29 protein-coding genes are annotated in these 26701 nt (G+C 45.5%); 2 read left to right on the top strand and 27 right to left on the bottom strand.

The genetic code is table 11. From position 1 onward, the window contains the following. Positions 1-4: 4 nt before the first annotated feature. The 4 genes from pheA to AC1DLM_RS17635 all read right to left on the bottom strand — a co-directional run bounded on the left by pheA (position 5) and on the right by AC1DLM_RS17635 (position 3788). Positions 5-871, bottom strand: a complete 867-nt coding sequence (pheA, locus tag AC1DLM_RS17650) for a prephenate dehydratase (protein WP_441989975.1) — start codon at positions 869-871, stop codon at positions 5-7. Beyond that, complete coding sequence (thrB, locus tag AC1DLM_RS17645; protein WP_441989976.1) at positions 868-1845, bottom strand: homoserine kinase; 978 nt, start codon at positions 1843-1845, stop codon at positions 868-870. Before thrB ends, pheA begins: the two co-directional genes overlap by 4 nt. A 169-nt stretch (positions 1846-2014) precedes the next feature. After that, entirely contained in the window at positions 2015-3301 is a 1287-nt protein-coding gene (locus AC1DLM_RS17640) for a homoserine dehydrogenase (protein ID WP_477570706.1), read from the bottom strand. 34 nt (positions 3302-3335) lie between these two features. Further along, on the bottom strand, positions 3336-3788 hold the full coding sequence (locus AC1DLM_RS17635; protein WP_056610603.1) for an ACT domain-containing protein: 453 nt from the start codon (positions 3786-3788) through the stop codon (positions 3336-3338). A 197-nt stretch (positions 3789-3985) separates the two neighbouring features. Here AC1DLM_RS17635 and AC1DLM_RS17630 point away from each other — a divergent pair, with 197 nt between their 5' ends. After that, complete coding sequence (locus AC1DLM_RS17630; RefSeq protein WP_441989978.1) at positions 3986-4495, top strand: NUDIX domain-containing protein; 510 nt, start codon at positions 3986-3988, stop codon at positions 4493-4495. Between the two features lie 65 nt (positions 4496-4560). On the opposite strand, the gene AC1DLM_RS17625 is transcribed toward AC1DLM_RS17630, so the two are convergent. The 20 genes from AC1DLM_RS17625 to AC1DLM_RS17530 form a co-directional block, all read right to left on the bottom strand. Further along, positions 4561-5544 carry a C40 family peptidase gene (locus AC1DLM_RS17625; protein WP_441989979.1) on the bottom strand — a complete coding sequence of 328 codons (984 nt, stop codon included), beginning with the start codon at positions 5542-5544 and terminating at the stop codon, positions 4561-4563. 160 nt (positions 5545-5704) lie between these two features. Beyond that, positions 5705-6781 carry an anthranilate phosphoribosyltransferase gene (locus tag AC1DLM_RS17620; protein WP_477570705.1) on the bottom strand — a complete coding sequence of 359 codons (1077 nt, stop codon included), beginning with the start codon at positions 6779-6781 and terminating at the stop codon, positions 5705-5707. 161 nt (positions 6782-6942) lie between these two features. Further along, positions 6943-8247: a GTPase ObgE gene (gene obgE / locus AC1DLM_RS17615; protein ID WP_477570704.1), complete on the bottom strand. Its 1305-nt coding sequence runs from the start codon at positions 8245-8247 to the stop codon at positions 6943-6945. A gap of 15 nt (positions 8248-8262) precedes the next feature. Beyond that, positions 8263-9018, bottom strand: coding sequence for a Spo0B domain-containing protein (locus AC1DLM_RS17610; RefSeq protein WP_441989982.1), 756 nt, complete (start codon positions 9016-9018; stop codon positions 8263-8265). A 188-nt stretch (positions 9019-9206) separates the two neighbouring features. Then, a complete protein-coding gene (gene rpmA / locus AC1DLM_RS17605) occupies positions 9207-9521 on the bottom strand; it encodes a 50S ribosomal protein L27 (RefSeq protein WP_477570703.1) in 315 nt (104 codons plus the stop codon). Between the two features lie 4 nt (positions 9522-9525). Then, positions 9526-9879: a ribosomal-processing cysteine protease Prp gene (locus AC1DLM_RS17600; RefSeq protein WP_441989983.1), complete on the bottom strand. Its 354-nt coding sequence runs from the start codon at positions 9877-9879 to the stop codon at positions 9526-9528. 11 nt (positions 9880-9890) lie between these two features. After that, on the bottom strand, positions 9891-10202 hold the full coding sequence (gene rplU / locus AC1DLM_RS17595; RefSeq protein WP_028555793.1) for a 50S ribosomal protein L21: 312 nt from the start codon (positions 10200-10202) through the stop codon (positions 9891-9893). Between the two features lie 156 nt (positions 10203-10358). After that, positions 10359-11522, bottom strand: coding sequence for an Rne/Rng family ribonuclease (locus tag AC1DLM_RS17590; protein WP_477570702.1), 1164 nt, complete (start codon positions 11520-11522; stop codon positions 10359-10361). 23 nt (positions 11523-11545) lie between these two features. Beyond that, positions 11546-12421, bottom strand: coding sequence for a M50 family metallopeptidase (locus tag AC1DLM_RS17585; RefSeq protein ID WP_477570701.1), 876 nt, complete (start codon positions 12419-12421; stop codon positions 11546-11548). Then, on the bottom strand, positions 12414-13283 hold the full coding sequence (locus tag AC1DLM_RS17580) for a peptidoglycan DD-metalloendopeptidase family protein (RefSeq protein ID WP_477570700.1): 870 nt from the start codon (positions 13281-13283) through the stop codon (positions 12414-12416). The genes AC1DLM_RS17585 and AC1DLM_RS17580 overlap by 8 nt, the downstream gene beginning before the upstream one ends. A 144-nt stretch (positions 13284-13427) precedes the next feature. Continuing rightward, complete coding sequence (locus AC1DLM_RS17575) at positions 13428-14576, bottom strand: FtsW/RodA/SpoVE family cell cycle protein (RefSeq protein ID WP_441989987.1); 1149 nt, start codon at positions 14574-14576, stop codon at positions 13428-13430. A gap of 7 nt (positions 14577-14583) precedes the next feature. Continuing rightward, positions 14584-15378, bottom strand: a complete 795-nt coding sequence (gene minD, locus AC1DLM_RS17570) for a septum site-determining protein MinD (RefSeq protein WP_056610363.1) — start codon at positions 15376-15378, stop codon at positions 14584-14586. 38 nt (positions 15379-15416) lie between these two features. After that, complete coding sequence (gene minC / locus AC1DLM_RS17565; protein ID WP_441989988.1) at positions 15417-16076, bottom strand: septum site-determining protein MinC; 660 nt, start codon at positions 16074-16076, stop codon at positions 15417-15419. A 72-nt stretch (positions 16077-16148) separates the two neighbouring features. Continuing rightward, complete coding sequence (gene mreD / locus AC1DLM_RS17560) at positions 16149-16676, bottom strand: rod shape-determining protein MreD (protein WP_441989989.1); 528 nt, start codon at positions 16674-16676, stop codon at positions 16149-16151. 13 nt (positions 16677-16689) lie between these two features. Further along, on the bottom strand, positions 16690-17553 hold the full coding sequence (gene mreC, locus AC1DLM_RS17555) for a rod shape-determining protein MreC (RefSeq protein WP_441989990.1): 864 nt from the start codon (positions 17551-17553) through the stop codon (positions 16690-16692). Positions 17554-17574: 21 nt separating this feature from the next. Further along, positions 17575-18609 (bottom strand): rod shape-determining protein, encoded by a 1035-nt coding sequence (locus tag AC1DLM_RS17550; RefSeq protein ID WP_477570699.1) that lies wholly within the window; start codon positions 18607-18609, stop codon positions 17575-17577. A gap of 36 nt (positions 18610-18645) precedes the next feature. Then, on the bottom strand, positions 18646-19335 hold the full coding sequence (gene radC / locus AC1DLM_RS17545) for a RadC family protein (RefSeq protein ID WP_171630390.1): 690 nt from the start codon (positions 19333-19335) through the stop codon (positions 18646-18648). 110 nt (positions 19336-19445) lie between these two features. Beyond that, the gene (locus tag AC1DLM_RS17540) at positions 19446-19895 is read right to left on the bottom strand and encodes an RrF2 family transcriptional regulator (protein WP_171630391.1); all 450 of its coding nucleotides are present in this window, start codon (positions 19893-19895) and stop codon (positions 19446-19448) included. A gap of 121 nt (positions 19896-20016) precedes the next feature. Continuing rightward, complete coding sequence (locus AC1DLM_RS17535) at positions 20017-20619, bottom strand: Maf family protein (protein ID WP_477570698.1); 603 nt, start codon at positions 20617-20619, stop codon at positions 20017-20019. A 53-nt stretch (positions 20620-20672) separates the two neighbouring features. Continuing rightward, positions 20673-20915 (bottom strand): DUF4321 domain-containing protein, encoded by a 243-nt coding sequence (locus AC1DLM_RS17530; protein ID WP_477570697.1) that lies wholly within the window; start codon positions 20913-20915, stop codon positions 20673-20675. Positions 20916-21079: 164 nt separating this feature from the next. On the opposite strand from AC1DLM_RS17530, the gene AC1DLM_RS17525 reads away from it, so the two are divergent. Then, complete coding sequence (locus AC1DLM_RS17525; protein ID WP_477570696.1) at positions 21080-22315, top strand: N-acetylmuramoyl-L-alanine amidase; 1236 nt, start codon at positions 21080-21082, stop codon at positions 22313-22315. Between the two features lie 54 nt (positions 22316-22369). Here the strand turns inward: AC1DLM_RS17525 and AC1DLM_RS17520 are convergent, their stop codons facing one another. The 3 genes from AC1DLM_RS17520 to AC1DLM_RS17510 all read right to left on the bottom strand — a co-directional run bounded on the left by AC1DLM_RS17520 (position 22370) and on the right by AC1DLM_RS17510 (position 26661). Beyond that, positions 22370-23728: a hypothetical protein gene (locus AC1DLM_RS17520; protein ID WP_477570695.1), complete on the bottom strand. Its 1359-nt coding sequence runs from the start codon at positions 23726-23728 to the stop codon at positions 22370-22372. Between the two features lie 163 nt (positions 23729-23891). Next, the gene (gene murC, locus AC1DLM_RS17515; protein ID WP_477570722.1) at positions 23892-25232 is read right to left on the bottom strand and encodes a UDP-N-acetylmuramate--L-alanine ligase; all 1341 of its coding nucleotides are present in this window, start codon (positions 25230-25232) and stop codon (positions 23892-23894) included. A 55-nt stretch (positions 25233-25287) separates the two neighbouring features. Then, entirely contained in the window at positions 25288-26661 is a 1374-nt protein-coding gene (locus AC1DLM_RS17510) for a bifunctional folylpolyglutamate synthase/dihydrofolate synthase (protein ID WP_477570694.1), read from the bottom strand. Positions 26662-26701: the final 40 nt, after the last annotated feature.

The following is a 26701-nucleotide window of genomic DNA, read 5'->3' as shown; positions in this document are numbered from 1 at the left end:
TACCTTAGGATCCAATATACGGATAGCTTGGATAACAGCCCAAAATTCGAACCTGACATCCAATGGCTTCGATCTCTTGTATAGCTGAACGCAGAAGAACTGAGTCCATCGTACCCGCAATATCGATATAGAAATAATAAATGCCAAGCTTCTTCTTCGTCGGTTTCGATTCAATCTTGGAAAGATTAATTCTCCGCCAAGCGAAAGCGGATAGAACTTGGTGCAAAGCACCTGGATAATCCTCTGGTAGTGTAACCAGAATCGTCGTCTTCATATCCTCAGACGGCATCAACTCCGACGCTTCTTTACCAACAAGCAAGAAGCGAGTCATATTATCCTTGTGATCTTGAATCTCACGTTGCAGCATCGGCACACCATAGTTCATTGAGGCAATGGCCGTTCCAATCGCAGCGACTGTCGGGTCCTGAAGCGTAGACACGATGCGTACACCCTCAGCCGTAGAGCTTACTTGCTCAAACTCGGCCTCACGCAAATATTGCTTCATAAATTGATTGCATTGAGCAGGTACAACTTGATGAGAAAGTACCTTGCGAATGTGACGATAGGGATTCAAACCGTCAACTTCTGCATCGGGATTTGGGTAACCAATGAGATTCATATCGATCGGAAATACCCATTCTGCTCGAATCGGAAGATCAACTTCATGAACGAGCCAATCCACGTGGAGATGCACAGAGCCTTCTAGCGTATTCTCAATGGGTATCACACTTAAATCGGTTTCACCCGATGCCGTTGCATTGAAAACCTCAGAGATCAGCTTGTACGAGACATATGTAAACTTCTCACCTAGAAAGTGACGTGTAGCTTCTTCCGAGAACGTACTGGGGCCAAGAATTGCAACTCGCTTCATGCCAACACCTCATTTTCCACTAAAGATAGAAGACTCTCATCTCCGCTTTGAAGGGCTGTTGTCGTCACACCTTCTTCGCTCGGCTTCAGCCATAGAAGCTGGGCTTCAATGCCTTCTTTCGCCAACGTGTCGCGAAGGAACGCCTCTAGCTCTGTCTTTTTCTCACTACGTGCGTCGACCAGTGCTAACATGGTTGGACCTGCTCCGCTCAAAGCAACACCAAGCGCGCCATGATCCTCACATTCATTCAATAGTGTCTTCATACCAGGGATAAGCGCCGCGCGATAGGGCTGATGCAATCTGTCCTTCATCGCAAGACGAATCATCTCCAAGTTTCCCGTGCTTAAGGCAGCAACCAGTAACGAGGAGTGACTAAGATTGAACACGGCATCCTTCATCGATACATGCTGTGGCATAACGCCTCTCGCCTTTTCCGTGGATAACTGGAAAGCTGGTATCGCCACCAGCACTTCCAAGTTGTGATCAGGCTCAATACGTATCGACTCTGCCCTTGATTCGTCCCAGAAGGCAACGACAATTCCGCCATATAGGCTTGCGCCGACATTGTCAGGGTGCTTCTCCAGACGCGAAGCGATTTGGAACAGCTCATAGGTTGAGAATCGATTCCCAATAAGTGCGTTTGCTCCTGCAAGCGCCCCTACGATTGCCGAAGCACTGCTTCCTAAACCTCGTGTAAGTGGAATTTCGCTATACATAGAAATCTCAAGCTCTGGATGCGAAACGCCAGCTTTATCAAACACCATTTGAGCTACTTTATAGATTAAATTCGATTTATCCGTAGGAATTCCACTCATCTGATCGCCGATCAATTGAATTCTTGTCTGATCAGAGATCGCCATATCAATCCAAGCATATAAGTTCAAGGCCATCCCCAAGGAGTCAAAGCCGGGACCTAGATTCGCAGTGCTTGCCGGTACTTTCACCCTTACCTTTTGTTCTGTCTTGTAGCTCATTTCGAAATTGCGCCTCTCTTCACTCAAAATAAACGGCTACGCCGTCCTTCGGGGACGGGAGCGTTTTATGGAGAAATATAGCTCTAATAATTATGTGAAACATATAAATTCCTATATTTTAAAATAAACGTCGAACGCACTCCTCCTAGGACGAGTGCGTTACCGATTTCTAGCCTTCTACACGATATACGCTCTTAATCGCATGGATAACATCCATGGATTCGAATTGATTCAATACATTTTTCATGCTCGCTTGATTGGCATCATGTGTAATAATGATGATTTCTGCTTTCGGGTTCGATTTATTCGGATGTTGGAAGACCGATTCCAAGCTAACCTCATGCTCTGCGAAAATTTGTGTAATTTGGGCAAGTACGCCTGCTTTGTCTTCAACATGAAGTAAGATGAAGTTTTTGGAAGCGATTTGTTCGTCCGTTTTAAGCTTCTTCTCTTTGTAAGGAGCCTGTACCGTACGTCCATTAATACCTAATTTCAAATTGCGTACAACAGCCACTAGGTCAGCTACAACGGATGTTGCTGTTGGAAGTTCACCTGCACCCGCACCGTAGAACATCGTTTCACCAACTGCTTCACCAGTCACATAAACGGCATTGAAAACACCATTTACGGAAGCTAGTGGATGCGAGCTTTTGACCATAGTCGGTTGAACACTGACCGAGATATGACCATCATGATTCTCAGCAATACCAAGCAATTTTACTTCATACCCTAACTTTTTACCGTACTGGATATCTTCCTTCGTTACCTTGGAAATACCTTTAGCTTCCACATCGCTCAATGCGATATTGGCATGAAAACCAAGCGTTGATAAGATTGTCATTTTGCGAGCAGCATCTAAGCCCTCAACATCTGAAGTTGGGTCTGCTTCTGCATAGCCCAATTCCTGTGCCTCTTTCAAGACATCGGCATATGCTGCGCCTTCTTGACTCATTTTAGTTAAAATGTAGTTCGTCGTGCCGTTCACAATCCCCATAATCTTCGTGATGCGATCGGAGGAGAAGCCTTCAACAAGTGCACGAATGATTGGAATCCCGCCTGCAACACTCGCCTCATAAAAAACATCACAGTTATTTTCAGCGGCTTTGGCCAAAATTTCAGCCCCATGCATCGCCATTAGATCCTTATTGGCTGTAATGATATGTTTGCCGTTCCCCAGTGCTGTTAGAATGTGGGCTTTCGTTGCTTCAACGCCACCMATTACTTCAACAACGATATCGATCTCACTATCGCCAATGACGTCCCAGACGTTCTCTGTAAGCTTATCTGCATCAACAGAAATGTTACGATGTTTGGATTTATCTTGTACAAGAATTTTTGCAATTTCAATAGCTGAACCTGTTTGACGTTGCAAATCTTCTTGATGCCCTTCAACAATACGTACGACACCTGTTCCTACAGTACCTAATCCTAGTAAACCAACCTTGATGGGTTTCATTTCATTACCTCCTGAATTGTATGCTAATCAAATCTTAACTTCCTTGACCGATGACCATGGCACGCTTGACTCCGTCTTGCGCCCCTAGGCGATCCACAATTTCCCGGATCTCCTCGCCCATGGAAGAAATCTCTAAGGATATAACGACATTCGCCATACCTTGTAATGGAATCGTTTGGTGGATAGTCAGTACATTGCCATCCAAATTAGCGATGAGTGCGAGTACGCGGGACAATATCCCAGACCTATGCTCCAAATCCATCGAAATCGTAATGATGCGTTCGCGCTCTAGCTTGCTAAGTGGATGAATACCATCTTTATACTTATAGAAGGCGCTTCTGCTCAGCCCAACTTGTTCGACGGCGTCGTGAATCGTCTTCACTTCACCCCGTGCAAGCAACTCCTTGGCCTGCGCTGTCTTCAGAACACCTTCTGGAAGAATGTCTTCACGGACTAAGTAGTACCTCTCAGGTCCGATGTGCTTCATGGTTGGAAGAAACTCTTTGCTCTCCGGCACCTAACTACCGTCCTCTCCAAAAAGACTAATGTTTCCCTATAGAGGACATTATATCGAAACATGCCTTGTGAAGCAATAGGCAAAATGCATCCAAGCATTCGCCTTTGCAGCCCCTTCCTTTTCTATGATAAGCTGAAACGGAACTAACGAAGGGAGGGGATCTCTCCATGATTACATTACGAATGATGTCTACCGCACTTTTATGGAACAAGCATGACGAGCTCCTCATGATGAAACGCGCGTTAAACCGCACCCTCTCTCCCGGCTTATGGGCGGCAATTGGGGGTCATCTCGAACCGCATGAAATTAGCCAACCAAGAACGGCTTGCTTTCGTGAAGTTTGGGAAGAAACCGGCATTGAGCAAGACGAGATTCAAGATTTACATCTGCAATATGTCTTACTTCGGCTCAATGGCCAAGAAATACGCCAACAGTTTTTCTATGTCGGTAAAACAGATGTGAATCCACGAATCGTTACATCGGAAGGTGATCTGCATTGGATTCACAAAACAGCTGTCCTAGATCGTCCGATGCCCTATATTTTCCGCTGCTTACTCGAACATTATTTCAGCGTAGGCCGGACTTCCCATCCGTGGATAGGCTCTGCAGGGATTCAATTAGGGACAGATACACCTACGATTCATTGGAACCCCTTATTGGACCCGATGCAAATTTAGTCCAACCCCCGACTTGGAAAAGAGCAGACAACGATTTCTCGTTGCCTGCTCTTTTTGTAGCATTCTTATAACGCACTGCCTCCGAATAGGAAGCGATATTCCCAATGCCGATTCGCGATTGAATCAATTCGCACGCCGCCACTTTCTTTGGAATACGTCGAAAGGATTTGACCATCGCCTAAATAAATAGCCACATGGGTAATCGTTTGTGTAGACTTATTAATTCCTGCATAGTTGGATTGCGCTGTTCCTTTATAAGACATAAAGAACATGAGATCGCCAACTTTGAGGTTATGCCAATCCGTTACATTGTGTCCGAGCGATTTCACATACGCACCTTGACCTCTTGAATCAGACGGTAATTTCAATCCAATTCCGTCCAAAAATGCCTGACGTACAAAATCGGAACAATCAAACGTTGCGGTGCTATCACGACTGGACCCATATTCATATGGCGTTCCTATGTATTTCTTACCTGCTGCTATTACCTTTTGAATCTTTTCGCTTGTTGTCCCACCACCTGTGTTCGTACCAGGAGACGTGCTTGTACCTGATGTTGATATGTAGGTAGGACTTGTGCTTATGTATCCTTCACGACCATCTGATGCCTTGATTTTATACCAATACGCATTTACTTTCTGCAGGATTTGAACGGTTTCTCCTGTCTTCAGATAACGGATTCGCGTTGCATTCTCATTAGCCGCGGTGCGGAAGCTCACGCTTGCGACGATACGTCCTGTCCCTGTTGCAGGTGACGTTGTTTGATCGTTTGCTTTTATGTACTTCGAACTCGTCGAGACATAACCGATCTGACCGTTCGTCACTTGAACTCTATACCAGTAAGCATTCACTTTCTCAATAATGGAGACTGGCTCTCCAGCTTTTAAATACCGAATACGTGGTGAATTCTCGTCTGGACTTTGGCGGAAGCTCACACTGCTAACGACTTCACCAGTAGTTGCAGCAGAAGCTGCTTTAGGGAATGGGACTGTAACAGCACCAAATAGTAATGATGGGATAAGAGCAAAAGCAAGTAGTTGTTTCTTCATGAAGTAGGCCTCCTAGCGTTTTGTACTTACGAATCCTGATGACACTAGTAAATGGTAACATATCCATTGATTAAGTTTTAGCTGTAACATCTACCAATTTGCCTACCCMCATAAAAAAAGCCCCCCATTTGCTGTCTACTCACAGCTTTTTGGAAGGCCTTTAACCTATTTTCGAAGAGGAATCATCACTGTCGGCAAGATCTTGCAATTTCAAATACTGACTCTGATCAATCCAGCGCTGCATGATTTTATGCGCTTCTTTCCGCTGTAGTAGAGCTTCGGCAAGCTGAAAGCCCTCTTCGTAGCTATCTACCTTATCAAACCATTTCAATCTTAACCCTGTATTGAAAATGACGTGATCACGTTCACGTTTGACCTCTGTTCCATCCTCGCCTGTAATAATGCGTTTCACCATGGAAATCTGATCTTCTTTCGCCAGATGAGGTAGAGGTGTACTCGTAAAGCCAAATTTCTGCGGCTCAACACTACGGGACTCATCTCCCCAGGGGGTCACGATCCGGATCGTGCTATTCTCATAAAGGGGTAAATCCTCTGAGCCATCAATGCCGCTTATAATATACGCTTGTTGAAAACCCGAACGCATCGATATCGGAATCAGGGATTCCATTGCTTTGCGCTGTTGCACACCGATAATTAAGTTCGTCGACAGCACAGGATTTAATACTTTCTCTATCGTATCAATGACTGTTCGTATACCCAATTGTTCTCGCACCGGCTTCAACCGTCCAATTGGCGGACACAGTTGCTCTGTAGGTAGAAATCCGATGTGCAAATGAAACAACATGGATTGCCAAGCCTTCACAGAAAGTTGCAAGGTAACACCTAAGCCTTCTACGATCTCTTTCAGTGCAGTCCCTTGGCGAGACGGAAGCGCATCACCACCTTGCATCACCTGGGTGAATCCCACTGAAGCAAGCAGCAAGCTGACAGGCAACGTAACAGGGAATCGCTTTCTCCCTTCCGTAGGCCCGATTGAATTAAGCGAGTTAGGCTGAGTATGATAATTCAAGGAATAGCCGCGATAGACATCGATAAAGGCCATCAACTCTTCATCTGCTTCCCCTTTCATACATAGCGCCATTAGGAATGCTGCGCATTGCGCATCTGTTGAATCTCCTTTCGCCATTTCGCCAGCAGCTTCTACAGCTTCATCGTAGGTTAAATTCCGCATTCGCGTCTGATCCGCCCCCATCGCTTGAATCCATTTCTTCATCATACTCCCCCTTTCTTATGTTCATTTTATGTTATATTTACTTACATTATTTTTGTGATATATCTAAAATGGTAATGCTTTTAATAATACATGTCAAGTATAATGACATTAAATGGGTCAGAACAAAAAAAAGCACCCATCCCTTAGGGATAAGTGCTCTTGTATTATAAATTGTTTTCGTCAAACTCGAAGTCAAAGTCACCAATTTGAATCGTTTGTCCATGTACGGCGCCACGCTTACGCAACTCATCATCAATCCCCATGTTACGCAAAATACGAGCAAAACGCGCGATTCCATCTTGGGTCGTAAAATTCGTCCGCTTAATCAATTTCTCAATCGACGGGCTCTCAATAACGAATACATCATTATCACGACGAATCGTGAAGTCATTCTCTTCGCGTTTCTCAAAGCGATATACTTTACGCTCTTGTGTCTCAGCAACTCCCTCGACCTCTGGGGCATTCGGGATACTTTCCACGATGTCAGAAATCTTATAGAGCAACTCTTGAACGCCACCGCGCGTCAATGCCGAAATCGGATAAACGGCATAATCCTTGCCGTCAGCAGCCAACTGCTCTTTGAACAAGGCCAAGTTATCTTCCGACTCTGGCATATCCATTTTGTTGGCTACAACGATTTGAGGACGTTGCTCTAACTTCGCATTATAGAGCTTGATTTCTTCATTGATTTTGATGAAATCCTCATAAGGATCACGTCCGTCCGCAGCCGACATGTCCACGACATGTACAATGACTCGCGTCCGCTCTACGTGACGTAGAAACTCATGGCCCAAGCCTACACCTTCGTGAGCGCCTTCGATCAAACCTGGCAAATCTGCCATCACGAAGCTTCTGCCATCCCCAACGTCAACTACACCTAGGTTAGGGGTTAACGTTGTAAAGTGATACGCTGCAATCTTAGGCTTCGCGGCAGAAACGACAGACAATAAAGTTGATTTACCCACGCTCGGGAAACCTACAAGCCCTACGTCAGCCATTACTTTCATTTCTAAGATAACCCAACGTTCAACGCCTTCTTCACCGTTCTCCGCAATCTCAGGAGCTGTCACGCGAGCAGTTGCAAAGCGCGTATTCCCTCTTCCGCCTCGGCCACCCTTCGCAACAACGACTTCTTGCCCATGACGCGTTAAGTCAGCAATCACTTCTTGCGTGTCATCATCAATAATGGTTGTCCMAGGGGGAATACGAACGATCATATCCTCTGAGTTAGCTCCATGCATCGATTTGTTACGGCCTTTCTCGCCGCGTTCTGCTTTAAAGTGCTTCTGATAACGGAAATCCATCAATGTCCGTAGGCCTTCGTCTACGCGGAAAACAACATCACCACCGTTGCCTCCGTCACCGCCGGCAGGACCACCCTCCGGTACATACTTCTCCCGACGGAAAGCAACTAAACCGTCACCACCGTCTCCGCCTTTTACAAAAATCTTCGCCTTATCAACAAACATTTCTACACCTCAACTTTATATATGAAACGGCAATCGCAGCGTGACACTTGCTTCTTCTTCATGCCAATCATCATTCTCAAGCAAGTTCTGTGAACCTTTCGATGAAAAACGTGCTAAAATCGATTGCTCAAGTTGTTCCCGATTATAGGGGCCTTGATATACAAAATCAAGCAGTAAGCCATCTTCTTGAACATCAAACTCCAAGCTGAGTGTGCCACTTTCCCCATCTTCGAATGCCGTATGTTCCTGGATGCAGGCCACCATTTGCCGAACCAATCGTTCAATCAGTCCGTGCTGAATCGGGAGTTGTCCAAGATTAATTTCTTGCTCAACTTCCACTTTCAGCTCTAGCGTCTTTGACTGCACACGGAATTGAAGCAAGTAAGCAATAAAAGAAGGGATTCCCAGCTTGGAGAGATTGCTTTCCTGCTGCATAGTCATTTTTATTTTTTCCATATATGGCCGTAAATTATCAAACTTCTTCATTTGAATGTAACCAAATAAAATCTGGGTATCATTCATCCAATCATGCCGCAAGCGATTTACAACAGCAATCAGCTTCAGATGATCCTCTTGCTCCTGCTGCTTCAGCGTAGAAAGCCACTTTTCTTCCATTCTGCTTACTTCTAGTCTCCAAGCTGTATACCCACTTACGAGAATGATTAGTAGAAATGCCACTCGAATAATCCACGGTTCTGTAACCAACAAGCCAGTCAATCCTATGAGCACAAGTGCTAATATATAGACCTGTGCGCTGCCCAATTGCTTCATTATCCGCTCGCCCCGTTCTCTGCTTTGTAACCGTTCATCCAGTATATCATGCTGCCTGGAAAACTTCACCAAACAAACGAGAAAACCCCCGCCCCGGACCATCCGAAATGAGTGATCACGGTTAGAGGTTTTTCCTTGCATATTGAGAAAAAATCCCTGGATGAACTCTCGCTCACCAGGGATTCTAATTACGCTTCTAGAGCTGCAGCTACTGGAGCTACATCAACTGGGTATACGCTCACTTTTTTGCGATCGCGGCCCAAACGCTCGAATTTCACTACGCCTTGTACCAAAGCGAAAAGTGTATCATCCGAACCGATGCCTACGTTCGTTCCTGGGTGAATTTTCRTACCGCGTTGGCGGTAAAGAATGCTTCCAGCAGTAACAGTTTGACCGTCAGCACGTTTAGCGCCAAGGCGCTTAGAGTGTGAGTCACGACCGTTCTTTGTGGAACCTACCCCTTTTTTGGAAGCGAATAATTGGAGATCCAATTTCAAAAACATGGTGTTATCCTCCTTTGTGATAGATTGTTTCAATCGTTATATAGTCACCGTAAGTTTGTTCAATCGTTTGTAACATAACGACCATCGATTCTATAATTAACTGCACTTGACCCCAAGTTTCAGGCATGGTACGCGCACTATCTGGGATGGTTACATCCAGCAGTCCAGGCTCCATTTCGTGAATGGGAATCACACCGGTTAAGGATTCTATCGAGTTACATGTACCAACGGAAATCGCTGATACCGCGGCGCAGACCAAGTCTTTGCCAGGCACGTCATATTCAGCATGGCCTTCAACTACAAAAGAAAGAATTTGAGGTGAATCCGGTGCAAGACGTTCTATGGTCACGTAGATCATAGGCTTGTCTCTTACGCTTGGATTTTCTCAACTACTACTCTTGTGTACGGTTGACGATGACCTTGCTTTTTGTGATAGTTCTTTTTCGGTTTGTACTTATAAACGATGACTTTTGCGCCTTTGCCGTGTTTTTCCACTTTCGCGGAAACTGAAGCACCTGCAACCAATGGAGCACCTACTACTAGGCCATCTTCTTTGGAAACCAAGAACACACGATCAAAAGAAACAACCTCACCCTCAGCAGCGTTCAATTTTTCGATGTAAAGAACATCGCCCTCTTGAACTTTGTACTGTTTACCACCTGTTTCAATAATTGCGTACATTTTCATTACCTCCTCATGTCTCAGACTCGCCTTGTGCAGGTGACGGAACAGAACTACATCCATTCGCGTACTTCGACCTGTTTCGTGCGGTTACAGCATGCCTAAACAACACACTCCGAGTATTATATCACAGTTATATTTTCATATGCAAACCTTTTATTTGCGTTTCCGAGTCATWTCCAACAAGCCTAACTTGGTCCAACCTACAATTGTCGTCTTAGAACGATCCTTGCGCACAGCTTCCGCCATATTCGCCATGACCTTCGCTCGATTGTCTTCTGCATGCATGTCAATAAAATCAACAATAATGATGCCTCTTAGATTTCGAAGCCGCAAGAGCCTAGGGATTTCGATTGCTGCTTCCCGATTAATATCTGTAACCGTTTGCTCCAAATCAATAGAACCCGTGTACCGTCCCGTATTGACATCAATTACTGTCAGCGCTTCAGTTTGATCGATGATTAAATACCCGCCGCTAGGGAGCCAGATTTTGCGACGAAAGCTCTGGTTCAGCTCTTCCGTGACGCCGAAATGATCGAACATGGGTGTTCTACGGTCGTAGAAAGCGATGCGGCCACGCCAACCCGGCTGCTGCTTGCGTAATAAGGTTCTCATTTCTTCAAAAACCTTGTTATTGCTCATCCACACTTCTTGAACTTCAYCCGATATCACATCTCGCGCTAGTTTGGGCAGTAAATCCAGATCTTGATAAAGCTGTGCGGGAACATGCGTTTCTTCTCTCTTCGCTAAAATGGTACCCCACACATCACGTAAATTTTGCAAATCGTCTCGAATAGCTTCTTCACTTTGACCGATTGCACCTGTTCGAATAATCACGCCTTCACCAGGCATAAGATTACCCTCTGCTAGCTGCTTTAGTCGCTGTCGCTCTGCTTCAAGATCAATTTTACGAGATATGGCAATATAATCCGCATCTGGCATATAAACAATCCAACGGCCCGGAATGGACACGTGCGTAGTCACTCTTGCCCCTTTGGTCCCCTGTGGATCCTTGCTCACTTGAACCATTAGCATTTGCCCAACTTCAGCAATATCCGTAATGGACGGCTTAATCTTAGGTTGCTTGTCCACATGAACGGGGAGGAGATCGTCTATATAAAGAAAGGCATTCTTCGCAAGTCCAATATCGACGAATGCCGCTTGCATGCCAGGAAGTACGTTAACGATGCGGCCCATGTAGATGCTGCCTGCCCGTTGAGATTCAAGCGGATACTGCGTGTCATACTCCACAAGACGTCCATCCTCTAGCAATGCCGCTTGTGTAAGCTCTGGGGCGCAGTGAATTATCAGTTGCTTCATACATGTTCACCTCAACAGTTATTTTACATGAAAAGATCGGAAACTGCACTCCCCGGTTTTTTCCCATCTAAATAACCGCCGACGATTTGCTGTTCGGGCAGCACAGCTTGGATGCGCCCTGCTTCATTCACAACATAAATTAAGTGGTATCGTTCTCGCATAAAAAGCTTCAATGTCTCCGCCATCGTAAGCTGCTTAGTAATTACAATCGGCTGCGCTCGAGTACCTCGGCTCAGCAACTGCCCTACTCGCAACCCGCGCCCCATTAGGAAACGTAGAAAGTGATAGGGAATCTGCCGGTAGGCGTACCAATTGGATACAAGTAGAAACAGACCTATAACTAGAATATTGATTGGCAGTTGCCCATGTACGAGCTGAATAATTGCCATAACAATGATTGATAAGCTTATGATCATACTGATCCAAACCGAATAGACAATGGTGTTATGAAACGACATGATATAGCCTAACAAGCCTTGCATGATTTTCCCGCCATCGAGCGGCATCACTGGTATTAGATTGAATAATCCGATCATGAGATTCGCTTCAATGAAGTAATCCCACCAGTTACCACTTCCAATATCCAGTGACTTCAATATCAACGCCAGCAGTATCATCCATACGTGTTGAAGGGGTCCCGCTATGGCGACGATCAACTCCTCACGAGTAGACGTACCCCCTAGCTCATCAACAATTAAGACACCACCAAAGGGAAGTAGTTGCACTTCTTGGACCCTCCAACCGAACCCTTTCGCCGCGGTTAAATGCCCTAGCTCATGGATAAGTACGATGCCGAATAAAGTGATTGCCTCTAGGAAATATCCCGTTATCGCACAGCCAATCATTATTAAGGTGAATAATGGATGAAATCGATATTTCGTCCCTGCCCATTTAATCAAAGGTGATCACATCCACCGGATTGATCGTCACGCCTTCTTTCATGACTGAGAAGTACAGATTCCCCTTTGTTGGATCTTTCGCTGAAGCTTTACCTATGGGCTCCCCTACCTTCATCCAATCGCCAACAGCTACAGTAACCTCACTTAGTCCACCATATAAAGATTCCAGTCCACCAGGATGCCGAATCATAATCGTCAATCCCGTATCCGTGGTTGTGCCTGCAAAAATAACCTGCCCCGTATCCATCGCATACACCGGAGCGAACTCAGCCGTGTTCAATTTGACTCCCTTATGGATTGTCCCATCGTATCTGATCAACACGCTTCCTTTGGCTGGTGCAAACAATGTACGCTTCGAGGTACTCACAATCACAGCTTCATTGCCTGCGCGATTAAAGCTTGGAATAAACGAAGGAGCTCCTCCGAACTTATCAGCATACCAAGCGGATAAAGCTGTAAAGTCATAAGACTGCGTTAGTGCTGCTGTTATGTACAGCTTCCCTTGATTTGCCCATGGCTTGTCTATGTGAAACATACCGTAAACAGATGCAAATAGGGCACCACTGATGAGCAGCTTAAAGGCGATTCTCCGCGCAGATGGCGGGGTAAGAATTCCTCTTTCTTCATCATCATTCACCGTATCCATCATGAGCTTCTGTCTCCAGGCAAATTCAGGGTCCTCCATTCGTCTTCTCCAGTCAGGATCAGCATATAACGGCATTTCCTCTTTTTGTCGTGTAGGCAATAGGAAATCAACCGACGGAGAGGATCTGTGTGAGCCTCCTTTTGGTGCTTCTGACGATTCTCGCAAATGGCGAAGTCGCTCTAGTCGGCGTTGCTTTACTTTATCTTTTATAACCATAGAATCCCCTCCTCATAGACTTTCATTAGTACAGCCTATGTGCAGATGGACAAGATTATGTGAAAAGTCAGCCTTCGTACTGCTTGCAGCAATAGAAAAAGCCCGCGGCCTTGGTAAGGTCACGGACTTCACATAGATAAGCCATTAAAACAATTCAGGCGCGCGCTCCTGATGCAGCTTCACACTCATGACAAGGCCTAGTGAAAGCATATTGATTAGAAGCGAGGTCCCTCCATAACTGACGAAAGGAAGTGTAATACCGGTTAATGGCATAATGCCAATCATCATTCCAACGTTCTCAAAAATTTGGAATACGAACATAGATACAACACCAACAACGATATATGCGCCAGCAAGCTGAGAACTTTGAATAGAAATCAGAATCATACGATAAATAAGCAAGAAATAAATAAGCAAAAGTACGGCTGAACCACGGAATCCAAATTCTTCCCCTACAACAACGAAGATCGAATCCGAATAAGCGAAAGGAATGAAATTACTGTGAACAGAGGTCCCCTTCAAGAAACCCTCACCATCCAAACCACCAGAACCAATAGCCCTTATCGCGTTGCGTACCTGATAATTATCATCATCTGACACATCCTGCGGATAAAGGAACGTATCTATCCGATCCATCCAGTGACTGAAGCCGTATCCCTTAAGCATATCAAACAAAGGATCATGAAAATGTTTATATAGCGTAAGTGTCAGGAAACCTACTCCGGCCACGAGAAGGATACTTATCAAAACTTGTGTGTATTTGATATTCCCAATCCAAAGCATACCTATCAAAATAATAACAAAAATAATCGCATTCCCTAGATCCGGCTGTATGAGAACAAGCACGAATGGGAGAAACACAGCTACCCCTACAGGAATAATATCATTTTTCACCTGAAGCAAATCCCCGCCGCGTCTGGCAAGGAGGGCTGTAATGCAAATAATCAAGATTAATTTGACGAGCTCTGCTGGTTGGAATGTCAATCCTCCGGGAAGTTCAAACCAGCCGCGGGCACCGTGAATTTTTTTACCAAAAAAATAGACGGCAATCAACGAGACAATTCCAATCCCATACAAATACGGAGCAATTCGTATAAGTACACGATAATCGAATAAACTACAGGCTAGAAAAGCAACGAGTCCTACCCCATATAAAATCAGAATTTTCGAAATGCTGATGTTAATGGTCGGATGATCGACAGATGAGCTGTAGACCATCATTGTACTTATCACCATGAAGGCAAACAGAATGACAACAATTGGAATATCAATGTTTTTCAGTTTGGCAAACACAGAACAATCATCCTATTCCAATAAACTTTTTCATTCGTTTTACCCAGCCTGTTTTGTCCTCTAGCTGCATAAGAGGCACGGTATCGCCAACAATACGCCTAGCAATATTCCGATACGCAATGGCTGCGCGTGATGAGGGGTTCATCACCGTTGGTTCACCTAGATTAGCCGCCTTAATGACGTGCTCATCATCCGGTACAATGCCTAACAAATCTATTGCAAGTACAGAGCAAATTTCATCGATATCCAGCATTTCGCCTTTTTTCACCATTTGAGGGCGAATACGGTTAATAACAAGCTTCGGTGATGATATTTTCTCATTTTCCAAAAGGCCAATAATCCGATCCGCATCACGCACAGCGGCATTTTCCGGAGTCGTCACGACAATCGCTTTATCTGCGCCTGCAACCGCGTTCTTGAATCCCTGCTCAATCCCCGCCGGACAGTCGATAATGACATATTCGAAATCATTTTTGAGTTCCAAAATAATGGTACGCACCTGTTCCGGAGTTACGGCGTGTTTGTCCTTCGTTTGAGCAGCTGGTAATAAATACAGCTCATCAAATCGTTTATCCTTAATTAGCGCTTGCGGCAAACGACAACGACCTTCCGCAACATCCACAAGATCATAGATAATCCGATTTTCCAATCCCATCACGACATCCAGATTACGTAAACCAATATCCGTATCAACCATGCATACTTTCTTCCCCAGAAGTGCAAGTGCAGTCCCCAGATTAGCGGAAGTCGTCGTTTTACCAACGCCACCTTTACCTGAGGTGACAACGATAGCCTCTCCCATATTCCTCACCCCAGACACAGTTTATATGTTAAAAATAATTATTTAATTGGAGCATCCGGCCAAATCCGATGAAGCTGATGCAGCTTATCGATTTCCATTTTGCCTTCTTTGACATAAGCAAATTCCATGAAAGCCTCCTCGATCCCCCACTCATCTGGAGAACGACTGATGACCCCGGCAATTCGTAATTGTGTAGGCCGCATATGAGACGCAGCAATGATTGCTTTCTCGTCTCCGTCTAACCCTGCGTGAGCCATACCACGAAGTGAACCCATTATATAAATGTTCCCTGTGGAGGTAATGATTCCGCCTGGGTTAACATCACCTAAATAAAGTAAATCACCTTCGTTATGAAGGGTTTGTCCTGAACGAATCATTCCTCTTAGCGTTGTTATGGATACCTTGGGCTCCGGCGGAGCCTCCACCTTAGGCGGTTCACTCTCGATGGATTGAATCAAGAGATTCCCCTTCTGCTTAATTACAGCGCGAATCTCTTCTTTCTGCTCATCGGTGGCCTCACGGTTGCCCAGTTTGACATTCACATGAATAATCGGACCCGTTAATATTTGTTGATGCGTTTTCTCAAGCTTATGTTGCAGCTCTTGCAACAGCTCTTGCCAATCGCATGCGTCATTTAGTAAAAAAACTAGGCCATCTTTGACCCCTTTAATCATAACATGGTGCTTCGCTACAGACATAATGGCATGACGACCTCCCAACCTATACATTTCGGCCCTTGTTCTAAATTCTCCTGCTTATCGCCTGGAAAATTAATCTTCCTTCGCTGAAGCTGCAAGTCGTTTGCCTTCAAGCAGTTTGCGGATGGGAACGTAGCAAATCAAGGCCACAAGTAAATTGAATAGAACACTAGGGAGCATGTAATGGGTGAGAGCAAAATTCAAATCAACGGCAATCAGTTTGAATAAGCGGTTGATCCCATAGTTGAGAAACTCAAATATTAATAATCCTAAGCTTGTAATAAGCAAATTGTAAAAAATAAGATTGGGCTGCCTGCGCTGCGCAAGGCCTGCCAAATAGCCTACGAGCCCCATGCTGAAAGAGTAAACACCCAACATTGCTCCATAGTAAGTAAAATCGTGTAATAATCCGAACAGAAGACCGTAAAGAAGAGCCGCATGACGATGATGAAAAAGTCCAATAAACATTATGAATACCAAAGGTAAATGAGGTGTTACATAGACGATCGATTGCCAAGAGGCTGGCAGCAACCATACGACTAAACTGCCTTGAAGGATAAACAGTCCGAGCAGGATGAGCCATAACACATGTCTATTCATTTGCCCACTCACCTCATTTCACTTCCGGAACTTCAACGACAAACACTTCACGGATTCGGTTGAAGGATGCTTTCGGCTTCACCATGACCTTATACGTAATGCCGAATTCCCCAGGTCCAATCGAAGAGATCGTCCCAACTTCTATTCCCTTTGGAAATACCTGCCCTAAGCCTGATGTAATAATCGTATCGCCGATTTTCATATCGTCAGCATGTTCAACCTTATTCATCACTAGTTCCCCAAGCTTGGGATCATAGGATTCAATCATTCCGAATGGCTGTGACTCACTCCCTTTGACTGTAACGGCAATTGCTTTGGAGTTGTTGTCGGTATCATTGGTCTCCGACAAAAGCTGCACATTGGAGTGAAACCCAAACACTTTACTCACTCTGCCCACTAAGCCATCGACAGTCATAACCGCCATATTCTCCTTAATCCCATCTTTGTCACCCAAATTAATCGTTACGGTGCTATTGTAGGGGTCTGGATCAATCGTGACGACCTCGGCGATTCTGTACGTATAATTGTTAGCTTGACGCTGACGTTCTGTGAAACCAAGCTCATCCAACAGACGCTTATTCTGTGATTCAAGCTCATTCAACCGTTGCGTATCTCGTGCGTATTGCGTGAGCGTCAGCTTCAGCGTCTTGTTTTCTTCATAAATGACACGCAGCTGTCTGATGTCTTCGAAGAAACCCGCTACCTGCGCAGCGGGCTTATACAAGAGTCCTTGCGTCCATGATATCGAGTCTTTGACGAATTTCTCAGGCCATGTCATCGGCCCTCGATTCCCAAGTGTTAGTCCCATTAAAATAAAGAAACAGACTAAACCGGACATAAGAAAAATAAGTCGTTTATTTCCCATGAATTTAAACAAATTAGCACCTTCTAACGAAAATTAACCCTTATACCTTGAACCAGATCCTGATTTGTTTTTGAATAAGTGAATATTCTCTAATGCACGTCCCGTTCCAATCGCAACGCAATCGAGCGGATTTTCGGCAACCATTACAGGCATACCCGTTTCTCTTGCCAGTAGTCGGTCCAAATTACGAAGCAATCCGCCTCCGCCAGTCAGCACAATACCGCGATCCATAATATCCGCCGATAGCTCTGGTGGACATTTCTCAAGCGTGACCTTTACGGCCTCCACAATGGCACTTACCGTGTCAGACAACGATTCCGTAATCTCAACGGACGTTACACTGATCGTTTTCGGTAACCCGCTTACAAGATCACGACCACGAATTTCCATCGAATCGGCCTTCTCTGTATTAAGCGCTGAGCCAATTTCAATCTTCAGTGTTTCCGCGGTACGTTCCCCAATCATGAGGTTGTAGGTACGTTTAATATATTGAATAATGGCCTCATCCATTTCATCACCAGCGATACGAATGGATCGACTGGTTACAATACCGCCAAGTGAGATAACAGCAACTTCTGTCGTACCTCCACCAATATCAACAACCATACTCCCTGTCGGCTCCCAAACTGGAAGATCCGCTCCAATCGCAGCAGCGAAAGGCTCCTCGATCGTGTAGGCTTCTCTTGCTCCCGCCTGCTTTGTAGCATCTTCAACAGCACGCTTTTCTACAGCGGTAATCCCAGATGGCACACACACCATGACATTCGGATGACGCGGAAATAACCAACGCTGCTTCTGGGCTTGTCGAATAAAGTATCGAATCATCGTTGCAGTCGTGTCGAAATCGGCAATAACACCATCCTTCATCGGACGTACGGCACGGATATTCCCTGGCGTACGACCAATCATCTTTTTGGCTGATTCACCAACTGCTTCTATTGTTTTTGTATCTGTACGAAGGGCGACCACCGAAGGCTMCCTAACGATAATTCCTCTGCCTTTCACATAAACCAATGTATTCGCGGTACCTAAGTCAATCCCCAGATCTTTCGTAAAACCACCAAACATACAAACGGCTCCTTTCCTGTAGCGTGTTCTATTATATTACATAAAGCCTTGTTCCTTCAAACTTATAAATCTCTGATCTCCAATGATAACATGATCCAACACTTCAATACCAATTATTGCTCCAGCTTCTACTAATCGACCTGTCAGACTAATATCTTCCGGACTTGGGGTAGGATCTCCACTCGGATGGTTATGTACACAAATGATCGAGGCACTGCTTCGTTTAATCGCTGCACGAAAAACTTCCCTAGGATGGACAATCGACGCGTTCAAGCTGCCCATAGATAAGGTCTCTTGTGCAATAACATGATTCTTAGTATTTAGGAACAAGCAAACAAAGTGCTCTTTCTGCAAATAGCGAAGATCCTCGCTCATTAAATTGGCGATATCTTTGGGCGAACGAATCGTTATCCGCTCCTCATATGAGCTTTTGGCTAGTCTGCGTCCTAGCTCAATACCCGCAAGAATTTGAAGAGCCTTGGCATCGCCAATCCCCTTGATCTGCGTTAATTGATCCTTGCTCATATCTACAAGACTGCGCAGCCCCCCGCTTTCACTTAAAATCCGGCTTGCCAAATGAATGGCAGATTCCGCTACCGTTCCTGTCCGTAATAAGATAGCAAGCAGTTCCGCATGACTGAGCGCCCCCGCCCCCAGTTGAAGCATTCGTTCCCGCGGTCTCTCTTCGATCGGAACTTCTCGCAGCATCAAGCTTGAACTTTCCATGTTTTCCCCTCTTCCGTAATGTAGGTTATGTTACTTATTGCTATCCCATGCATGCGGGTACAAGCCCTAAAAACAACATAAAACCCCCGGATTGTGAGATCCGAGGGCTTCTAGGATAAAGATTCAGTATTCGATTTCGGGCATTCAAATGCCCTTATTTGTTCTAGCATACTGCCAATTGTATGACCTTCAAAGTAATGTTCCATTTGCTTCTCAGCATCGTTGAAAACTTTACCCATCAATTTATCCATTTTGGATGATATCATACAAGGCTTGGACTCATCACCAGAGCACCAGCTCGGCTTCAAAGTACCTTGACATGTCAATCGGTAAATCTCCCCAAGTGTGACTTCCTCAGGCTTGCAACTCAGTATAAAACCGCCACCGATGCCTTCCTTCGTTGACACATACCCTGCTTTTCGAAGAAAGCCCATAACTTTACGAATACGGGCAGAATGCGTTGATACATTAGCAGCAATTTCTTCACTAGTTGCCATATGATCAGGTAAGTGAGCTAACAGAACAAGGCTGTGGACGGCAATTGTAAATTCGCTGTTCATGGCAGATACCTCCCAGAAGAATGCGAAGTCATGTCGCTTACTGTTATTGTAACCGTTACAGATTACTCAGTCAATCTAATTACCCTATTTTGGACTAGAATGGATAGGCTTGGAAATGTCACTACAGAACTTGAATATTGAACGTCAGCAGCAAATCACTCAACAAGGAAAGTGGAAGTCCCACAACCGTGAAATAATCCCCCTCGATCCCGCTGATAATCGTTGCCCCTATGCCTTGAATGGCGTAAGACCCGGCTTTATCTTTGGGTTCCCCAGTAGCAATATAACGCAAAATTTGTTCATCTGTCATCGGCTTCATCCGTACGTGAGTCACGCTATGCGAGACTACTTGTTGACCCGTTGCTGCATCCACACAGGCAACACCACTGTAAACCTGGTGCACATTCCCTTGCAGACCTTTGAGCATGCGGAAAGCATCTTGCTCATCGGCTGGTTTGCCTAGAATTTCCTCGTTATACACAACAACTGTGTCAGATCCAATGATAATTCCATGCTGATCTTGAACTCCTAGCATCTCTCTGACTGCCCCCGCTTTGCGTAAAGAAAGCAGCTCAACGAGCTCCGCTGGCGTTATTTTTTGTTCGACGGTCTCATCCGCGTCACTCACACGAATAATATAGGGTAGTCCGAAAGATTGGATAAGCTCCTGCCTCCGCGGCGACGATGAAGCAAGAATTAGTCTTTGATGTTCTTTGGTTTGCACGCTCAACAACTCCTATTAATAATAATCCCACTGCTTAAACGTTCAAAAACTCACTAAAGTTTCCGATATAGGAGATAAGCTCCTACTAACCCAATAATGCTGCATAGGTTTAGCTTCACCAAAAGGTTGAATTCATATTTCACAACTTGTAAATCTGCTTTAGGTTCCCAAGAAATTTGAACTGATTTGGTTAAAAATGCGAGAGCAGGAACGGACGCCAGCAGCTGGCCGATAATAATCCCAGTAATTAACCCGACGATTAAAAAAATGATCAGTGTAAATGTGCTTTTCTTCATTCCTGTCATCCTCTCCAAGTATGTACAAGCACTATTATACGGGCAATCCCCTCTTTTTTCCATGCAAAATAAGCGACCGTCAGTTGAATTAATCGATGGTGATTCTTACCTGCTTACAGCCTAGTCCAATCCTAGTATTATAGTTACCGGAGGTAATTTCAACTATGACTCTACTCAAAAGACTGATTCTGTTCACTTTACTGCTCACGATTGCATTCCCTTACCAAGCCTTCGCTTACAAGGTCGTACTTGATCCTGGGCATGGGGGAAGTGATCCTGGCGCAATCGGTGTTGGTGGACTCCGTGAAACAGATGTCAATCTGGACATCACATTAAAGGTGCGACAAGCCCTTCTTGAACGCGGTTACGAGGTCGTCATGACACGCACCAACGACACCTTCTTATCACTCGCTCAAAGGGTTGCCTTCACGAATGAGCAGCAAGCTGACTTATTCGTATCCATTCATGCCAACGCACATGCGAACAGCAACGCTAACGGAACCATGGTGCTCTATTATGATAATGCGTACCCACAAGAAGATTACCCAGCAAGCAGTGCGATGACGCAATTAACGCCTTACAGTAAAGATTTAGCACAGCATGTGCAAGATGCCTTACTCGCGCAATCCGGTACCAAAGACTTAGGGCTGACTCCAAGCGCTGTCTACGTCGCCCGAATGGGAACGATTCCGAGTATTCTAGTAGAGACGGCTTTTCTCACGAATACTAGTGATGCAGCCCTACTTGCTAGCAGCTCTATGCGTTCTAAGATGGCACTCGGCATTGCCAAAGGGATTAGCAGCTATGAACCGCCTCTTTTTACCGACGTGCTTGTGCACTGGTCCAAAGCTGCTGTTCTTCGTATGAAGAATAAAGGCATTGTCGAAGGTGTCGGCAACAATTACGAACCAGACCGTGCGCTCACGCGAGCGGAGTTCCTCACACTGATGGATCGCGTATTTACGTTCAGCAAGCTGCCAGCTGTCTGCAGCACGAACGGAAGTGTAACTTCCAATGTTTATGGCTGCGGGTCTGACGGATCGAAAAGCTATTCGGATTTATCGACTTCTCATTGGGCAAGCGCCGTTTTTGCCAAAGCTGCCAAATTAAACTTACTACAAGGGTATGCCGATGGGACGATTCGACCTAATCAGGCGATTACACGCGGGGAAGTTGCTTATTTATTCAATCAGCTTCTACAAATGACATCACCAACTGCACAACCAACGTATACAGCCGCATTCGATGATGTACCGAAGTCCATGTGGAGCGCTTTAGCCATTCTAACTTTGAAGGATAAAGGCATCATTAATGGCATATCGGACACTTCCTTTAAGCCTGATCAAACGATGACAAGGGCTGAGATTGCCGCCCTGCTCGATCGTTACATCACGAAATAACAAGAAAGCCGTGTATCCCGGGCTCCGTAGAGTTCAGGGTACACGGCTTTCTCCTTATACTACACTAATCGTCTTAAGGAGATTTTTCTGAGCAATAATGTACTGCATCAAGGCTGACTGCGCTTGCCACATCAAGGCCTGAGATGGCGTTTTCTTGTATTCTTCCATCGATTGAACGGCACTATTAATCGCACTTGTCATCTTCGTCAGCAATGGCTTAACATCCTCACCCGCTCCGTTAGTCAGTCCTGTACCGAGCGTGATTAGCGCCTGATGTGAAGTACGAATCGACTGTAAGGAGACATCCGTAAGTGCTGTGGGCTTCGTCTCCACCAAATGGACAAGTGTGAGTCCACTCATTGCAGCGACAAGCTTGTCGCCCTCAGCAATATAATTGGGCAGGGACTCGGCTTTTGAGCCAGACCAACGAATACCCGTTACCGCTGGGAAATCCACATTTTTCATAAAAACCTCGATCGTTTTATCTGCAGCCTGCACGCCTTGTCTCAAGGCAATGGCGTCGTCCTTCGTCTTTGCAAAGCCTACAAACACAGTAAGTTTATCGGAATTATCCAATGCGGAAGCAAGACCCTTTTTATTGAGCGAATCCTGAACAGCCTGAGCGCCTTGAAGTGAACTGAACACCCCATTTTGCAAGAAGGTATACGATTTAGCAGGAATTTGCACAGCTGTGACAGCTGCTGTTGTTGCTGGGAGAGCTGCATCCCCTGTACCCATTTGTGTTTTGGTCGTGGAGGCAGAAGATTGTGTATTAGGCGATGGCACTGTAATTTTAGTAGGATTCGATGTGGCTATACTCGTGCTCGTATCTCGATCCGAGGAGAACATGGAGAGCACGAAGAAACCGAATGCGATTCCCGTTACCACTGCACCCGCCACAGATGTTGCTATGCGAATCCACGGCGCTCCGGATGACTTCGCATAACGAGTTCCAGTCCCCGGATCCCGGTAAGGCTCCTTGGATGTCCAATTGGACCATTCCTCTCGATTGTCCGTAGGCGCAGGCGCAGACGCAGGATCAGGCTCCCTCTCCTGCCGAATGACCGTTGTTGGAATTGGCGCATTTAGCTGTTCTCGAGATATTTGGGTTTCCCGAATGATGCGTTCTACACGCTCTCCTTCGGATTCAATCTGGCTATGCCAGCTCCCAAAATCAGTGGTGAACGTATTCAGTGCATGCGGTTCAAATAATGATTCTACTTGCTCTCTTTCTGCTTGGTCATATGGCGTTACTTCCTTCGGGCTGCGATCTATCTTCGGTTCTATCACTTTATACTCTTCTTGATAGAGCGGTATGACGTTCTCTTCTTGTTCATGCACCCTGGCTGCTCTGCGTGTGGATTCTGCTCCTTCTTTGGGGTCGAAGCGATATGTAATTCTACCTTTGTTCATTCTCATCCCTCACTCCTCATCATATATATGGCCCGAAACGGGTACAATGCCGTATCATCTTGTCCCAATCTTCTGTTACTAGAGTATGAGAGAGAGAACCATATTATGATTTATTCAAGAAAAAAAGACCGCCTCCAGCCTATTGGCTCAAGCGATCTTCTCTCTAGGAATGTGATTCGTATTTCTTGCGCAGTGATTTAGCTAACCCATCCGCAGCCTTCCAGATGTCTCCTGCACCCATGGTGAGAACGAGGTCACCAGGTTGAACATGGTCTATCAAATACGTCAGTACTTCTTCACGTGTGGCAATGTGCTGCACATTCGGATTGCTGTTGCTGCGTATCAACTCAACTAGTTTAACAGAGTCTACACCTTCAATCCGTTGTTCGCCTGCCGGTGAATAAATATCCGTAATGATTACTTCATCCGCTTCTAGGAAGGAGCGGCTAAACTGCTCGAACAAATAGTAAGTTCGCGTATAGCGTTGCGGTTGGAACACGGCGACAATACGCTTTTTCGTTGCTTTCGCAGCAGAAATCGTTGCTTGAATTTCCGTAGGATGATGCGCGTAATCATCAATGACCAAGATATTTTCAACTTCTCCGAGTACTTGGAATCTACGCTTAGCTCCACGAAACTCTTGAATTGCTTCCGCAATGTTCTCGAAAGATAGTCCTGCTTCCAAGCAAGTAATCACTGTCGCAAGTGCATTGTATACATTATGTTTACCAGGCACGGACAGGCTGACTTGGCCAAGTGATGAACCGTTACATTCTACCGAAAAGGTTACCTTGCGATCACCTAGTAAGATGTCACGTGCGATATAATCCGCTTTCGTCTCAATCCCGTACGTAATCACTTGACTTTGAATTTCTGGTATCATTTCGCGCAGGAACTCATCATCCTGACATACAATCGCTTTTCCGCCAGGTCTTACTTGGCTCAAGAATTGTTTGTATGCCTTCTTCAAGTTCTCGAAATCACCATTGTAATTCTCCAAATGGTCGGCTTCGATATTGTTCACTAACGCAAGGGTTGGGTGATATTGCAGGAAGGTGCCATCGCTCTCATCGGCCTCCGCAACCACATACTCTCCTTTCCCTGCTTTGGCATTGCTGCCAACGTTCATAATTTCTCCACCGATAATATACGTTGGATCCGTGCCGCAAATCTCCATTACCAAAGCAATCATGGAGGACGTTGTTGTTTTCCCGTKGGCGCCTGCAACAGCAATCCCTTTACGCTCATTCATCAGTCTGCCCAGCATTTGTGAACGATGAATAATGGGAATGTTTAGTTGCTCTGCTGCTTTCAATTCTACATCGTCTTTGGCTATTGCGGTTGAATATACAACAAGATCAGCACCTGATACATTCGCCGCCTGATGACCGATAAAGACTTGAGCGCCTTTGGCTTTCAATTTCTCAGTTAATTCTTGCTGAGCAATATCTGACCCTGAGACACGGTATCCCATCTCGAGCATGACTTTGGCAATGGCACTCATGCCGTATCCGCCGATTCCTATAAAATGTACGTGTTCTGCTTGACTCACGCCGTTCTCACCATCCTTTTTCAGAATCGGTTTGATAGGTTATCCAAGAACGAACATCAGAGATTAAATACAGCGTGCCGGATACGACCGCCAGATCATCCTGCTCAGTTCTATTTGTTAATAAGGTTAGAGCCTGCTTCCAATCACGTTCAACAACAATGTCAACCTCTAGATTCATCTCACGAAGAAGACCACTTGCGATGTCGGCGAGCAGGGAAGCATCCCCTTTTTTATGAAAATTTGCTTCTGTAATTATGAGCGTATCCACCAATGGTAGTATATGCCTTAAGTAGCCTGTATGATTCTTCGTAGCTAGCATTCCTATCATCATGTGAAGCTTCTTGTAGCTATACACATTCTGAAGTGCTGCAGCTAGCGTCGCAGCCCCCTCAGGGTTATGAGCCCCATCAATAAGGATGCGCGGCTCCTGTGAAACCATTTCCAATCTACCCGGCCATTTGGTTCCCACAAGCCCCTTCTGCAAATCTACGTCCTCCACGATAGTGGCGTAATATTGACGAAGAACCTCCAGTGTCATAACCGCTACGGCAGCATTCTTCAATTGGTGTTCACCATTCAATGTAATCGACAGATTAGGAATAGGTCGAAATGGTCCGTTAAACTGAAAGCTTTGATGATCTAGCTCACTGTTCACTTCGGTCAAGTTAAATTGATCGCCTAGCGAATACAGTGTCGCTTTCTTCGCCTTCGCCGTTTGATCGATAACGCTCCAAATCGCCGCAGGCTCCACCGCTGTAATAACGGGAACTCCTGCTTTAATGATGCCCGCTTTTTCAGCAGCTACGAGTTCTAGGGTATCCCCCAGGATATCCATGTGATCATGACCGACATTCGTAATCACGGTAACAATTGGATTCACGATATTCGTGCTATCCAGCCTTCCCCCGAGTCCGGTTTCCCATACTACATAATCGGGATACGCCACTTTCCCAAAGTATAGAATCGCCAGTGCCGTTGAAATCTCAAACATGGTTGGCGGACCTACCTCTGTGGCTGCAATCTCATCCACAATTGGCTTCATCTCATTTACTAAGCGAAGCAGTACATCATCCTCAATATCGGCGCCATTGACTTGTATACGGTTCGTATACCGCACCAAGTAAGGCGACGTAAACGAGCCCACATCATAGCCGCACGCTTGAAGCACGGAAGCAAGGTAAGCGCATGTTGAGCCCTTGCCATTCGTTCCGGCCACATGAATGAACTTCAGCCTGCGTTCGGGGTTGCCCAACTTCTCCATGAGTAGATGCATACGTTGGAGGCCCGGTTTCATGCCGAGCTTCTCCATCCGTCCAACGATCCAATCAATGGCTTCCTGTGCGGATTGGAATTCACCCGCCGTGTTCTTGATTTCATCCATTGTTCTCATCCTCTTTTACTATATGATTCACCATGTAGAC

The organism is Paenibacillus sp. 01T442, assembly GCF_056398345.1.
The sequence above is the reverse complement of the archived record's forward strand: the minus strand, read 5'-3'. Positions and strand labels throughout refer to the sequence as shown.

Coding starts and splice junctions, on each gene's coding strand:
- pheA (WP_441989975.1), bottom strand. CDS start 871: ATGAAGCGAGTTGCAATTCTTGGCCCCAGTACGTTCTCGGAAGAAGCT.
- thrB (WP_441989976.1), bottom strand. CDS start 1,845: ATGAGCTACAAGACAGAACAAAAGGTAAGGGTGAAAGTACCGGCAAGC.
- AC1DLM_RS17635 (WP_056610603.1), bottom strand. CDS start 3,788: ATGAAGCACATCGGACCTGAGAGGTACTACTTAGTCCGTGAAGACATT.
- AC1DLM_RS17630 (WP_441989978.1), top strand. CDS start 3,986: ATGATTACATTACGAATGATGTCTACCGCACTTTTATGGAACAAGCAT.
- AC1DLM_RS17625 (WP_441989979.1), bottom strand. CDS start 5,544: ATGAAGAAACAACTACTTGCTTTTGCTCTTATCCCATCATTACTATTT.
- AC1DLM_RS17620 (WP_477570705.1), bottom strand. CDS start 6,781: ATGATGAAGAAATGGATTCAAGCGATGGGGGCGGATCAGACGCGAATG.
- AC1DLM_RS17610 (WP_441989982.1), bottom strand. CDS start 9,018: ATGAAGCAATTGGGCAGCGCACAGGTCTATATATTAGCACTTGTGCTC.
- AC1DLM_RS17600 (WP_441989983.1), bottom strand. CDS start 9,879: ATGATCTACGTGACCATAGAACGTCTTGCACCGGATTCACCTCAAATT.
- rplU (WP_028555793.1), bottom strand. CDS start 10,202: ATGTACGCAATTATTGAAACAGGTGGTAAACAGTACAAAGTTCAAGAG.
- AC1DLM_RS17580 (WP_477570700.1), bottom strand. CDS start 13,283: ATGGTTATAAAAGATAAAGTAAAGCAACGCCGACTAGAGCGACTTCGC.
- minD (WP_056610363.1), bottom strand. CDS start 15,378: ATGGGAGAGGCTATCGTTGTCACCTCAGGTAAAGGTGGCGTTGGTAAA.
- minC (WP_441989988.1), bottom strand. CDS start 16,076: ATGTCTGTAGCGAAGCACCATGTTATGATTAAAGGGGTCAAAGATGGC.
- mreD (WP_441989989.1), bottom strand. CDS start 16,676: ATGAATAGACATGTGTTATGGCTCATCCTGCTCGGACTGTTTATCCTT.
- radC (WP_171630390.1), bottom strand. CDS start 19,335: ATGGAAAGTTCAAGCTTGATGCTGCGAGAAGTTCCGATCGAAGAGAGA.
- AC1DLM_RS17540 (WP_171630391.1), bottom strand. CDS start 19,895: ATGAACAGCGAATTTACAATTGCCGTCCACAGCCTTGTTCTGTTAGCT.
- AC1DLM_RS17530 (WP_477570697.1), bottom strand. CDS start 20,915: ATGAAGAAAAGCACATTTACACTGATCATTTTTTTAATCGTCGGGTTA.
- AC1DLM_RS17525 (WP_477570696.1), top strand. CDS start 21,080: ATGACTCTACTCAAAAGACTGATTCTGTTCACTTTACTGCTCACGATT.
- AC1DLM_RS17520 (WP_477570695.1), bottom strand. CDS start 23,728: ATGAACAAAGGTAGAATTACATATCGCTTCGACCCCAAAGAAGGAGCA.
- AC1DLM_RS17510 (WP_477570694.1), bottom strand. CDS start 26,661: ATGGATGAAATCAAGAACACGGCGGGTGAATTCCAATCCGCACAGGAA.